12 protein-coding genes are annotated in these 12,183 nt (G+C 50.2%); 6 read left to right on the top strand and 6 right to left on the bottom strand.

The window, feature by feature from the left end; genetic code table 11:
- The first annotated feature begins 82 nt into the window (after positions 1-82).
- The gene (locus tag D7Z26_RS13625; protein ID WP_233566868.1) at positions 83-790 is read left to right on the top strand and encodes an N-acetylmuramoyl-L-alanine amidase family protein; all 708 of its coding nucleotides are present in this window, start codon (positions 83-85) and stop codon (positions 788-790) included.
- On the opposite strand, the gene D7Z26_RS13620 is transcribed toward D7Z26_RS13625, so the two are convergent.
- Positions 775-1,605, bottom strand: coding sequence for a divergent polysaccharide deacetylase family protein (locus D7Z26_RS13620; RefSeq protein WP_233566866.1), 831 nt, complete (start codon positions 1,603-1,605; stop codon positions 775-777). The genes D7Z26_RS13625 and D7Z26_RS13620 overlap by 16 nt on opposite strands.
- Before the next feature lie 160 nt (positions 1,606-1,765).
- Here D7Z26_RS13620 and D7Z26_RS13615 point away from each other — a divergent pair, with 160 nt between their 5' ends.
- Positions 1,766-2,338 carry a xanthine phosphoribosyltransferase gene (locus D7Z26_RS13615; protein ID WP_120977492.1) on the top strand — a complete coding sequence of 191 codons (573 nt, stop codon included), beginning with the start codon at positions 1,766-1,768 and terminating at the stop codon, positions 2,336-2,338.
- A gap of 115 nt (positions 2,339-2,453) precedes the next feature.
- On the opposite strand, the gene D7Z26_RS13610 is transcribed toward D7Z26_RS13615, so the two are convergent.
- Positions 2,454-3,065, bottom strand: coding sequence for a WGxxGxxG family protein (locus D7Z26_RS13610; protein WP_120977491.1), 612 nt, complete (start codon positions 3,063-3,065; stop codon positions 2,454-2,456).
- 193 nt (positions 3,066-3,258) lie between these two features.
- On the opposite strand from D7Z26_RS13610, the gene D7Z26_RS28105 reads away from it, so the two are divergent.
- A complete protein-coding gene (locus tag D7Z26_RS28105; protein ID WP_120977490.1) occupies positions 3,259-3,387 on the top strand; it encodes a sporulation protein YjcZ in 129 nt (42 codons plus the stop codon).
- Positions 3,388-3,595: 208 nt separating this feature from the next.
- On the top strand, positions 3,596-3,784 hold the full coding sequence (locus D7Z26_RS13600; protein WP_407643517.1) for a PLDc N-terminal domain-containing protein: 189 nt from the start codon (positions 3,596-3,598) through the stop codon (positions 3,782-3,784).
- A gap of 97 nt (positions 3,785-3,881) precedes the next feature.
- Here the strand turns inward: D7Z26_RS13600 and fur are convergent, their stop codons facing one another.
- On the bottom strand, positions 3,882-4,364 hold the full coding sequence (gene fur, locus D7Z26_RS13595; protein ID WP_120977488.1) for a ferric iron uptake transcriptional regulator: 483 nt from the start codon (positions 4,362-4,364) through the stop codon (positions 3,882-3,884).
- 66 nt (positions 4,365-4,430) lie between these two features.
- Positions 4,431-5,102 carry a cupin domain-containing protein gene (locus D7Z26_RS13590; protein ID WP_233566865.1) on the bottom strand — a complete coding sequence of 224 codons (672 nt, stop codon included), beginning with the start codon at positions 5,100-5,102 and terminating at the stop codon, positions 4,431-4,433.
- Positions 5,103-6,028: 926 nt separating this feature from the next.
- Here D7Z26_RS13590 and D7Z26_RS13585 point away from each other — a divergent pair.
- Entirely contained in the window at positions 6,029-6,856 is an 828-nt protein-coding gene (locus tag D7Z26_RS13585) for a fibronectin type III domain-containing protein (RefSeq protein WP_120977487.1), read from the top strand.
- Positions 6,857-6,941: 85 nt separating this feature from the next.
- On the opposite strand, the gene D7Z26_RS13580 is transcribed toward D7Z26_RS13585, so the two are convergent.
- The gene (locus D7Z26_RS13580; protein WP_120977486.1) at positions 6,942-7,814 is read right to left on the bottom strand and encodes an AraC family transcriptional regulator; all 873 of its coding nucleotides are present in this window, start codon (positions 7,812-7,814) and stop codon (positions 6,942-6,944) included.
- 117 nt (positions 7,815-7,931) lie between these two features.
- Between D7Z26_RS13580 and D7Z26_RS13575 the strand changes: the two genes are divergently transcribed.
- On the top strand, positions 7,932-10,592 hold the full coding sequence (locus D7Z26_RS13575; protein ID WP_120977485.1) for an alpha-L-rhamnosidase: 2,661 nt from the start codon (positions 7,932-7,934) through the stop codon (positions 10,590-10,592).
- Positions 10,593-10,670: 78 nt separating this feature from the next.
- On the opposite strand, the gene D7Z26_RS13570 is transcribed toward D7Z26_RS13575, so the two are convergent.
- Positions 10,671-12,179 carry a response regulator transcription factor gene (locus D7Z26_RS13570; protein WP_120977484.1) on the bottom strand — a complete coding sequence of 503 codons (1,509 nt, stop codon included), beginning with the start codon at positions 12,177-12,179 and terminating at the stop codon, positions 10,671-10,673.
- Positions 12,180-12,183: the final 4 nt, after the last annotated feature.

Raw genomic sequence — 12,183 nt, 5'->3', positions numbered from 1 at the left:
CATGAGGATGCCCCGTTTGTGCCACGATAATGGGAGAAGCGGAACAATCGGAATCCGAGCATTTGAATTGGAGGGAAAAATATTGCAATCGTTATTTTCGTCGACATTATCGCGCCTAGTCCTGCTTGGAATTGGAATCGGATGCTCCTTGCTGATCCTGACCGGATGGACGAACAAGGAGCCGACTCACGCGAAGCAAGTACTGCCGATGGCCGACGTGCTTATCGATGCCGGGCATGGGGGAATCGACAGCGGTACGCATTGGAACAACGTTCTGGAGAAGGACATCAACTTGGAAATATCCCGCAAGCTTTACCTCCTCTTGAGGAGCCACGGTTTGAAGGTCATTCTGAACCGTACCGGCGATTATGCGCTAAGCGACGATAATCGGTGGCACATTACCCGCTCGCGGCACCGGAAGGACTTATCCCAACGTCGCGGATTATCCGATGAGATCGGCGCTTCCGTCTTCGTGAGCATTCATGTGAATTGGTCCCCCAAGGGAGGGAAAAGAGGCCCGCTCGTCATCCATCAATCCGAAGGCAGAAGCGCGATATTAGCCGGTTTTATCCAAACAAGCTTGAACCAACAGCAAGGCAAATACCGGTTGCCGCAAGAAGCCAAGCAATTTTATTTGCTTAACCGGGTTCAAGTGCCGAGCGTCATCGTCGAAACGGCTTTCCTTAACGATCCGGGCGACCGTTCCATGCTCACGTCCATTCCGGGACAGAACAGGCTCGCTGCCGCGATCGCCGACGGGATCATGAGCTATCGCTATTTCTGTCCGTAAGCAAGCGGTTCGGGAGAAGGCAACAGTTGCGTTATCGGTACGAACGTGGCTTGGCTCTGAAGATCGGGTATCGCGTTCTTCAATACGCCCGAAGTATACAGCCCAGGCGGACCGACATGCCCAATGACGATGCATCGTTCGTTCTTGGCCAGAAATTTTTTCAGAACGCCGATTTGATGCAACACATGATTCTGAGTGTACACGTCGTCAAGGAACACGTCGTTGTGCAGCGTTACGATTCCGACCTCCTCCGCGATTTTAGGTACGACCGTCTTAAAGGAAGTTCGGCTATCGAGGAAAAACAACCCTTGCTCCTTGCACACTTGGAGCACGACTCGCATGACGCGCGGATCGGCAGTCGCCTTGGAGCCCATATGATTGTTCATGCCGATGGCATGAGGCACGTCCGCGATCGCAGCCTGGACGCGTTTGCGGATTTCCTCGTCCGGCAAATCGGTCGTAATGGCGCCTGGCCCCAGCCAGCTGCGAAGTCCTCTCACCGGCTCCATCGGCATATGAACGATTACGTCGTGCCCCTTGCTGTAGGCGGCTTCCGCATCCTGCTTCGTCGTCGGCAGGAAAGGCATTACCGCAACCGTCAGCTTGATCGGGAGCCCGAGCATCTGCTCCGTCCCTTTCATGCCGTTACCGAAATCGTCGATGACGACCGCGATTTGCCGCTTCGCTTGATTGCCCGACAAATCTTGCGCATTAGGCGCGTTAACCCCTGCTTGCGCCGCCGTTCCTCCCAATACGAGCCCCGCTCCCATAACGAGCGTCATTTTCCATCCGGACAGGCGTTTGCTTGCTTTCATTTCATGGAGTCCTCCTTAACGAACCGAGTCGATGCCTCAAGTGCTCCCGCTCAGTATCGGTCAGGTTGGAAAATATTATGTATTGGCCGCTAACGAATCGAAAAGCGATCCCCGAAAAGCTCTAGGAATGTTACAATATTCGAGAAAGGGGAGAGACCAAATGGAATTGTTGAAACAAAAAATAATCGATGAAGGAATCGTGCTGAGCGATCAGGTGCTCAAGGTGGATTCGTTCCTCAACCATCGGATAGATCCCCCGCTTATGGCGGAGATCGGCAAAACTTTCGCGCAGCAGTTCCGGGAGAGCGGGATTACGAAAATATTGACGATCGAATCGTCGGGTATCGCGCCCGCGGTCATGGCGGGACTGGAACTAGGAGTACCGGTTATTTTCGCTCGAAAGCGGAAGTCTCTGACGCTTCAGGAGGATCTCTATACGGAGAAAGTGTATTCGTTCACGAAAAAGGAAGAAAGCGAAGTGTCCATCGCGAGGAAGTTTCTGGCGGTCGGCGACCGCGTACTGTTGATCGATGACTTTCTTGCCAACGGCGAGGCGGCTCTTGCGATGGCCAGAATCGTCCATCAAGCGCAGGGAGAAGTTGCCGGTATCGGCATCGTGATCGAGAAAGCATTCCAAGATGGCGGCAGCAAGCTTCGGGAACAAGGCTATCGCGTCGAGTCCTTGGCTCGGGTAGCCTCGCTTAGAGACGGGATCGTGTCTTTCGCGGAATAACCTTTGTTTCTGAACCCTTACACGGCTTATTGAAAATCCCCGTCCCCTTATCGAATAAGGTCGGACGGGGATTTTGCGCGTATTGGCACCTCAAGCGGAGGTGAACCGATTTAGTTTAACGCACTTCGTCGCGGCTGCGGCTGCGCATGCCAGCTAAACCGAACAAACCGAGCAGACCTAACCAGCCCCAGTTGAAGCTTCTTTTGGTCGTCGTGCTCATCGCCCTCACGGTGCTTTTCGCTCTAGGGGTCAGATTGTTCGTATTGTACGTGCTGTACGGCCGGTAAGTGTTCATCCGAGTGGAATCGTACGATCCGTAGTTGCCGTTCGAGTAGTTCCTGCTATTGTAACCCGTGCCATAATCGCCGTAATGTCCCGTAGTTCCGTACGTTCCGTAATGTCCGGTTGTTCCGGTTGTTCCCGTCGTGCCGGTAATCCCATTCCGGTTATCGACTCCGAAAATCCGGGTACCTTGGTTCATGGCATTGGTTCCGTACAGGCTTCCCGTAGGGCCTCCCGTTGTATTATCGTAATACCCGTTGCCGTGCACCCCGTGTCTTCCCGACGTCATTTCCTTGATCGTCAGGCTTGTCGGAGCAGGGGTCTTGATCGTCCCGTCCAAACTCTTGTCGGTCGCATGCCCGCTCGAGTGCTCGGCGAAAGATGGGACGGCAGCCGTCAAGGATAGTGCCGATAACAACGTCAAGCTTGACAATAACTTCTTCAAGTTAAAACCTCCTTCGATTAGTGGAATGCCTTAATAAGGTATCCTGTAGCATTCGATTTATCCGAGGGGGGTTCCGGAAATGTGCTTTTGCCTGATTTTCGCCTACTTGGGTAATTGTACTGACCATAAATGCATCCCGTCATAAACTATTTACGTGACCGGTTGTCATAATAATCGCACGGTGGTGATAGACATGGGATACCCTGTCGCAGGTGTAGGTGAAGGTTGCGGCGTAGGCTATGGCGGAGGAATGGGAGCCGCTGCATTCGCGCTCGTACTTTTCGTCCTCTTGGTAATCATCTTACGCGCTGGATTCTTTTAATTCATATTCGCTTGAAAGCCCGTTGCCTTTACTGGCAACGGGTTTTTACGTTTAATAGCAAGTCGTAAACATGGACAAGTTGATCCATTCCAAGTGTTGACTTATCCAAACCAACAAAGGAAAATGAAGGAAACCCCATCCTGATTGGAGGTCGCCAATGGAAACAATCGATCATGGCGCCGGCATTTTCGGAGGCTTACTCGTATTCATGCTCATTTTCGCCTTCGTTTGTTTCATTATCCATATCGCGCTTTGCGTTTGGGCATATCGGGATAGCCGGAGGAAAGGCAAAAGTCAGGAGTTTTCCATGCTCGTGCTTATTGCTTTATTTTTCTTTCCTATTATGGGACTCATCGTTTATTTGATTATTCGTAACGATGACGGACTCAATCTGTAGCCCGTTAACGCAAGCAGCCCGCAAGGTCATAATGACCTTGCGGGCTGCTTCATTTATATAGGAATGTCTCACTGCGTTACGCAGATGTCGCAATCGTCTAGGATACGGCTTTACCCGTGCGTTTACAAGGCTCGTTGTTGTTCCGGCATGTTTGGTAAACGCCGGTGAAGTCGAGCCTGTGGTCCGTCACTTGGAAACCGTATTCGCGGGCAAGCCGCTGCTCCAGATCGGTCAGCCAATCGTCCTTGATTTCTTCGAGAGCTCCGCAAACTTTGCAGATTAAATGGTGATGCATGTGGGCTTGACCGTCCATCCGAAGGTCGAAACGCGCCACGCCGTCGCCGAAGTTCATTTTCTGCACGATGCTCAGCTCGGCAAGAAGCTCCAAGGTCCGATATACCGTAGCCAATCCGATTTCCGGAAACCTCTGCCTTACGAGCATGAACACTTCTTCTGCGCTCAAATGGTCCTTCTCGTTCTCCAATAGAACTTCCAGCGTCATTTCCCGCTGAGGCGTTAGTTTATACCCTTTGGCCGTCAGTTGCCTGTTGATCTTATCGAGTTGTTCCGCGATATTCATACCTTGATCGACACCTCCGCTTCCTTCCGCTCTATACGGTTAGTCTACCACTCCCCTCGAATTGTATCAATACAAGCCCGGGTAAGGTTGCGAATAACGGCTATCGCGATACGTCTGTCCATAGGACGGCTGATGCTGCGCGTGCGCAGCGTTCGGTTGCTGAGCGGCTTGGGCCGGGGACACTTGCGCCTGCGGTTTTACGCAGCCTGTGGGCGGTCCGATTACGACCGTATTCGTGATCGGGGCGAGCGCTTGCTTCACCGTTGCTTCATCCAGGCAATACGTGTATGCGAGCAGGCTGGCCGGCGTTAACCGCAGCATATCGGACGCGGGAATGAACTCCGGAGTATTCGCGTCGAAGATCGCCAGCAAGTGCGTATTGTCGACCGTTGCTACTTCATAATGCCACCAACCTTGCGGTACGTTCGTCACTTGCCCGGGGTTAATCGCGTAATTGAGCAATTTCTTCGTAAACGGATTAACAATAGAGACGATCGCGGCACCCGAGATGCAATAGACTAACTCCGATGCGTTCTGATGGATATGAGGTTCGATGACATTGCCCGTGCTTAAATAAATATCCAGCAAAGACGTGTTGCCAAGCGTGTTCAACTGTTGGATGCCTAATGCGTTAATTTGGTTTCTGTCGTCTTTTTTGAAAAAGACATTGTTGCTCAAGTCGTAGGCGAACTGCGCCGACGGGGACGCAAAGTCCATGGAGGATTGGGTATAGCTCATTCGATCACGCCTCTTCTAATCGCTTGGAATGGGTGTTTGCCCTATGAATTAAGTTATGACAGCCCAGAGGAAGGGTGCGCCCATTTCCCAAACCCACTAACTTGCGCCCAAATGAGGCATTCCGCTCCGAGTTAACTCTTCAAACACACTAACTCGCACCCAAAGGAGGAATTCTGCTCCAAGATAACTCTTCAAACACACTAACTGACGCCCAAATGAGGCATTCTGCTCCAAGTTAACTCTCCAAACACACTAACTCCCGTCAAAGGAGGCTTTCTGCTCCGAGTTAGCTCTCCAAACACACTAACTCCGGCCCATATGAGGCTTTCTGCTCTCAGTTAACTCTCCAAACCCACTAACTCCCGTCAAATGAGGCATCCTGCTCCGAGTTATCTCACCCAAACACACTAACTCGCGCCAAAGGAGGCACTCTGACCCGAGTTAGCTCTCCAAACTCACTAACTCGCGCCCAAATGAGGCATTCTGCTCCGAGTTAGCTCTCCAAACGCACTAACTGTCGTCCACATGAGGCTTTCTGCTCCGAGTTAGCTCTCCAAACACACTAACTCCGGCCCATATGAGGCTTTCTGCTCTCAGTTAACTCTCCAAACCCACTAACTCGCACCTAACCTAACTTGCGCTCAAGGCAGCAAGCATGAAGATTACTCGTCCATTTCGATAAGCTAACGCCCTGTCATGCGCATTTTCAAGGGAAATATGCCCATTATTACGTATCGTTCGATTTAGAGTTGTTGTCACTTCGCTCGCGGTGGTAATCTCATGTTGAATTAACCATTTATAGGAAGAAGGAGGGAATTGATACTCGGTTAGGTATGGAATGAACGGTACATCGCGCAAGCAACGGTAAGGACAAGAAAGTTGATTTAAACTGATCAAATAATCAAAAAAAGGACGGTGTATTTCGCATGCGCACTCGTATTTCCAAGTTTCTGCATTGCTTCTCTTTGATTCTCGCCATCATTCCTGTTTTTACCGCTCACGCGGCCACGAACGCCAACGCGACTAACGTCACGACCGACTCTCTGACATTGAATTGGACGCTACAATCAGGGGAAAGCTTCGTGCAAATTTATAAAGACGGCGTTTATTTGGACTCTCGCGCAGGCCTTAACAGCTATAACGTAACGGGACTAAGCCCATGCACTACTTACTCGTTTAACGTAGTCGGAACAAGCGGTTACGGAAGCTCGTCTACGTCCGTTACGACTTTGGGCTGCCCGACGGCACCGGTCATCAGTTACACGACCACATATTCCTCCATTAGCTTAAGCTGGACTTCGTCGAACGCGGTCAGCTACGACATCTACAAGGACGGTTCTTTCGTTGCGAACACGTCCTCGACGAGCTATACGCTCGGCGCTTCTCCGAGCAGATCCTACGAAGTCAAGGTCGTGGCCAAGAATGCCACGGGTCAAACCGCTCAATCCTCCGTCTGGGCCAGCACGCCGGGCTACTCCGCATCTTGGACGGCATACAATTTGTCCGGCAACATCCGGGTAGGCGGCGCATTCACCAATACGAATACAACCTACAGCACCTCGATGTACATTACGTTGTATCGGGTAACGGGCTCCGGCGACGTCTACGTCGGAAGCACGTCCGTCTATATCCCCGCGGGTCAAACCGTCGGCGGCTGGTACCCGGTCGCCACAGGTCAGCCTCTCGGAGACTATAAAGCCGTTCTGACTTCTCCATACGCGATTACTTCGGGCATCTCGATAGGCACCTACTAAAGCGAACGATTCCAATCCCTCCGTTTGTTTCGGAGGGATTTTTTCTTTTCCCTTTAGACATAAAAGTGATCAGAAAAATTCCAAGTTACTCCTTTCGATAAGAACGGGGAGTATGGCCGGTTCTCTTCTTGAACAGTTTGACAAAGAACCCTTTGTCCTGGTAACCGGCTGCTTCCGCGATTTCGGAAACGGATAGCCGAGTCGTTCTCAGAAGCTCGCAACTGAGCTCTATACGCAGATTCTGAACGTACTGGGTGAAAGTACAACCCATCTCCTTGGTGAACAGTCGATGGAAATGCCGCTCGCTCAGACCGGACGCGATTGCGACTTGACCCGCTGTGATCGGGCCGGCAAAATGATTGCGAATGAATAAAATCGCGGTGCTAAGCACTCTTTCCGTCATCGCCGGGACATCTCTCTCCAATTCGGTAAGATGTCGCTCTATCTCCGTTGCGAGAGCAATAAACAAGCCATGCATACGAGCAACAAAACCGACCTTTCTCAGGCGGAATTCCTGATAGGCCTGGACTAGAAGCGAGCGGAATGCACCGGAGGAATCCCGGATTTGTCTCCAGACAGGCTGACCGGGGACAAGGTTAAGCAAGCAGAGCGCTTTCGGTAATTCGTCAAGCCCCGGAAATTGCCGCAGCGCTTCCGCAACCCGATTGGCCATGAAGATAAAGTTGTAAACTACCAGGGGATTCTCGGAATCGGTAGACCGGGGACGAAATACATGCGAAGTTCCCAGGGGCAAAATAAACAGATCTCCAGGGCTCACTTTAAGAGTCTCATCACCGATAAAATGAACGCCATTTCCCTCAGCGACATAACAAATTTCCGTAAACTCATGTTCGTGCAGCTGCAAAGAGTAAGATTCGGAAATCCGATTCACGTTGTAAGGCAACTCTTCGTCAAAATAAATATGAGCTGGCGTAATCTCGATAGCTTTTCTAACCATAGGAGTCCCTTTCGGAAGCAGGATTACCTTCTATATTGGCAGATTCACCTCTTTTTTGTCCAGATCGGAAAGGTATAATGAGAGAAAATCAGTCTATATGACAGGAGGTAAAACCGATTGAAAATCGTAGGATTGAAAACGGAATATACGGTGACGCCTCTTGGCATAGACACATTGGAGCCAAGATTAAGCTGGCGGTTGGAATCCGATACCCGCGGCACGAAACAAAAATGCTATCAAATCCTTGTTTCTTCCAATCTAGAAGCCCTCTCGGCTCATGATGGCGAAGTTTGGAATACGGGCCCTATCCTTTCCGACCAATCTCACGCTATTCGGTATACGGGTAAAGGTCTGACATCCGGACAGCGTTACTATTGGAAAGTAAAAATTTGGGATCAAACCGATTCCCCGAGCGATTGGAGCGAACCGGCTTGGTGGGAAATGGGGCTATTGCAAGAGACGGACTGGCAGGGAAAATGGATTGGCGGGCCTTCGTTTCCATCGGATATTGAAGCTGCAGCGCCTTTGATACGAAAAACAGTACAGTTGGAAAAGCGAATTGCGAGCGCCAGAGCCTACATTTGCGGACTCGGTTATTATGAATTATGGATTAACGGGGCAAAAATCGGCAACAACGTATTGGACCCGGGGTTTACGAATTACGATCGACGCGCGTTTTACGTAACTCATGATATTACGACTCACTTGAGCAAAGGGATCAATAGCATAGGCGTTGAGCTGGGGCGAGGCTTTTACTCCATCCAAACCAAAAATGTGTGGAATTGGGAGCAAGCCTCTTGGAATAGCGAGCCGAAACTGCTTATCCAGGTGAATATCGCATATGAGGACGGGACAAGCCACTGGGTGGCAAGCGATGAAACTTGGCGCACGGCATCCGGGCCGAGATTGAAAAATTCGTTGTACAGCGGAGAAGTATACGATGCAAGGCTTGAAAAATCGGGTTGGACATCCACGGATTACGACGATGCCGATTGGTCTAAAGCCTCCTTGGCTACACCGCTTCCGGCGAAGCTGCAATCGCAAATCATCCCGCCGATTCAAGTCATCGAAACCGTCCGGCCAATAAGTATTAGGCACACGGAAACAGGTCATTATATTGTGGATTTCGGCATCAACATCGTCGGCTGGGTTGAATTCCGCGTTCAAGGCAATGCCGGCCAATCCTTGCAACTCCGCTATGGGGAAAAATTAAATCCGGATGATACGGTATATAACGAAAATTCGTATGTATTCGCGGAAAGCCAAACGGATCATTATATTTTATGCGGAAATGGAATTGAGATTTGGGAGCCGAGTTTCAGTTACAAAGGTTTTCGTTATGTGCAGTTGGACAATTGGCCGGAAGCTCCGGGTTTAGATAGCCTCACCGGTAAAATCGTACGTTCGTCGGTTAGAACTACAGGAAGATTTAACAGTTCAAACCCTTTATTGAATGGAATTTACGAAGCAACGAATCGTACCATCCTTAATAATCTGCACAGCATACCTACCGATACTCCGGTTTACGAGAAAAATGGCTGGACGGGGGATGCGCATCTCATCGCGGAGACCGCCAATCATAGCTTTGACCTCTTGCTCTTCTGGGAGAAGTGGATACAAGATATCCAAGATTGCCAAAAGCCGGATGGAGCGATCCCCCTCATCGTGCCTGCATCCGCGTGGGGATGGGATCATGCGCCGGTTTGGACTTCCGCATATGTTCTGATTCCATGGTATCTTTATATGCATTATGGGGATCGCAGCGTATTGGAGCAGCATTATAGCACGATGAAAGCTTATGCGGATTGGGAAATTTCCAAGCTTAATGAGGATTATACCGCGCATAGCGTGCTCGGAGACTGGGTTCCGCCCGGAAGTACAAATTGGAGCCCTCCGGAAGGATCGCGGTTGATGGCGGCGGCTTACGTATTCCATATTTTGAAGACCGTAGGTCAAATTGCCGAAGTCGTGGGAACGGAGTCGGATGCCAAGCAATACCGCTATGTGGCGAACAAGATTGCGGAGAGCTTTCATGCGACCTTTTTCAATCGCGAGAAAGGAATTTACGAAACGGAAATCGAAGCCGGTTATCGGCAAGCCTCCAATCTCATTCCGCTTGCATTCAGGCTAACTCCCGACGAAGATAAAGATCAAGTCGTTCGGCATTTCATGCATGATATCATTAACGTACGCGATAAGCATCTAAATACGGGAATCATCGGCACGAAATACATTTTGCCCGTGCTTACCGAGTTGGGATTCGGCGATATTGCCTACGCGATCGCCGATCAAAGGACTTATCCGAGCTGGGGATACTGGCTGGAGAACGGCATTCAAACGCTTTTGGAAGAATGGGAATTAAAGTCGCGATCGCAAAACCATTATATGTTCGGCACGATCGTGGAGTGGTTTTACAAATATCTCGCAGGTATTCAACCTATTACTCCAGGGTATCGATCCTTTACGGTAAAGCCGCATATCTTAGGTTCGCTCACGCAGGTTTCCGCTGAAATAGAGACGATCTACGGTCGGCTTCTTGTGTCTTGGCAGCTATTCGATGATGGAAATTATAGCTTAGAGGTAACGGTTCCCGCGAACTCGCAAGCTACAATATTCATCCCCGCGAAACATTTGGATGTCGTAACGGAAAGCGGAGTCGCTCTGAGACTTGCAGACGATGTTAAGATAGTGGAACTTGATTTTGTCGATTATGTAATCTGTGAAGTGAATTCAGGGAATTATCGTTTCCATTCTCGCATCCTACCAACAATCGTGTAATCGAAGATAGTAACCGAAAACCATAAACGGCGTTGCGGAATTTCCCGCAACGCCGCTCCCTCCTTGCTCCCCCGACAATTAGCTGTCGACTTCAGCCGTTTGGATACCCATGATTCGATTCCGGTAATCGCTCGGATGATACCCCGTAGCCTCTTTGAAAATCCTGCTGAAATGCTTCCAATCGCTATATCCCACTTGAGATGCGATATCGTAAATCTTTGCTTTGGGATCCACCAATCGTTTCTTGGCTTCGTCTACGCGAACATTCGTTAGATATTCCAGAAAGGTCGTGTTCGTTTGTACCCGGAACATGCGGCTTAGATGGCTTGGGCTAACATAGACGGCCGCGGCAACTTCGCTGATATTCAAGGATTCCGGAAATCGAGAATGGATGATGTTCCTCGCAAGCGCAACGATTCCGTATTCGGAATGCTCGGGGAGAACCGTCTCGAGCCAGCCGTTAATTTCATGCATGAACAGTTGAATAGATTGATCTTTCGTTCTCGACCACAATAAACTTTCGCTTAGTTTTGTGATGCGGTTGAATACCGGAAGACTTGCCGTCGGATAACATTTGGCCAACTGGGCATATAAAAACTGCAGCATTTCTTCCACCGCATAAATCTGAGCTGCCGCTTCGCATTCGAAAATGTGCAACAGCCCGTTTTTGAGCTCCGATAAAATGCTTCCCGCATCTCCTACTTCAATAGCGGACTGGAGCGGAGTTCTCGCGTATTTGGGTGATGAACCGGCCGCCGCCGATGCGAAACGATGGATACCGCTCTTTAGATGAATGCGGTATTGCAGCGCGCAGCAGGCTTCTTTCTCCAATAAACGAAACGGTCCCGTGCTGCCGGCCGCAGACATGCCGAAGCTTATTTCTAGCCTGATGTTGCTGGACCAGAACTCGCGAACCGCCGAGGCTAATTGATTCAGCTTCCCGCTCGCCGCTTCGGCGGTCTCGGCGCCAATTCCGATCAGCATGTTAAAGCTGTCGACGGGAGAGCTGGCCGGAATAAAATAAATATCCGTTAAGGTTTCCGCAGCTTCGTAGATCACTTTCCTGTACATCCAGAGTATCATTTCATCGTCGCCGAGCTGCGTCCGCCTTTCCGTCCCTCCCTCATCGATATCGCATGCCATAATCATTTTCGCCGGATACGCAAGCGCATCGAACTGATCCTCGCGGATAAATCGATTGCGCTTGCGGTCATTCGTGATCCGCTGGCTAATTCTTTCGAACATATCCAAGAGATCGTTCATCTTCACGGGTTTAAATAGGTAATCTTCCGCTTTAAGTCGAATGGCTTGCTGCAAGTAAGAAGAATCATTATAGCCGGTTAGCAGCACGACCGGGATTTCAGGATGGCGATATCGGATCGTTCCCGTTAAAGATAACCCGTCGATCCCAGGCATATGAATATCGGTAATGACCAGGTCGACGGGATACGAAGAAAGAATGTTCAAGGCTTCGGAGCCGTTAAGCGCGCAGTAGATTTCTCCGATATTAACGTCCGGCAATTGGGCAATTCGTGCGGCTAAGCCTTTCAGTATCGTATCCTCGTCATCGACGATCAGGATATTCATCGGG

This window comes from Cohnella endophytica (assembly GCF_003628305.1).
In the GTDB taxonomy this organism is placed as follows: Bacteria; Bacillota; Bacilli; order Paenibacillales; family Paenibacillaceae; genus Cohnella; species Cohnella endophytica.
The sequence above is the reverse complement of the archived record's forward strand: the minus strand, read 5'-3'. Positions and strand labels throughout refer to the sequence as shown.

Coding starts and splice junctions, on each gene's coding strand:
- D7Z26_RS13620 (WP_233566866.1), bottom strand. CDS start 1,605: ATGAAAGCAAGCAAACGCCTGTCCGGATGGAAAATGACGCTCGTTATG.
- D7Z26_RS13615 (WP_120977492.1), top strand. CDS start 1,766: ATGGAATTGTTGAAACAAAAAATAATCGATGAAGGAATCGTGCTGAGC.
- D7Z26_RS28105 (WP_120977490.1), top strand. CDS start 3,259: ATGGGATACCCTGTCGCAGGTGTAGGTGAAGGTTGCGGCGTAGGCTAT.
- D7Z26_RS13600 (WP_407643517.1), top strand. CDS start 3,596: ATGCTCATTTTCGCCTTCGTTTGTTTCATTATCCATATCGCGCTTTGC.
- fur (WP_120977488.1), bottom strand. CDS start 4,364: ATGAATATCGCGGAACAACTCGATAAGATCAACAGGCAACTGACGGCC.
- D7Z26_RS13590 (WP_233566865.1), bottom strand. CDS start 5,102: ATGAGCTATACCCAATCCTCCATGGACTTTGCGTCCCCGTCGGCGCAG.
- D7Z26_RS13585 (WP_120977487.1), top strand. CDS start 6,029: ATGCGCACTCGTATTTCCAAGTTTCTGCATTGCTTCTCTTTGATTCTC.
- D7Z26_RS13580 (WP_120977486.1), bottom strand. CDS start 7,814: ATGGTTAGAAAAGCTATCGAGATTACGCCAGCTCATATTTATTTTGAC.
- D7Z26_RS13570 (WP_120977484.1), bottom strand. CDS start 12,179: ATGAATATCCTGATCGTCGATGACGAGGATACGATACTGAAAGGCTTA.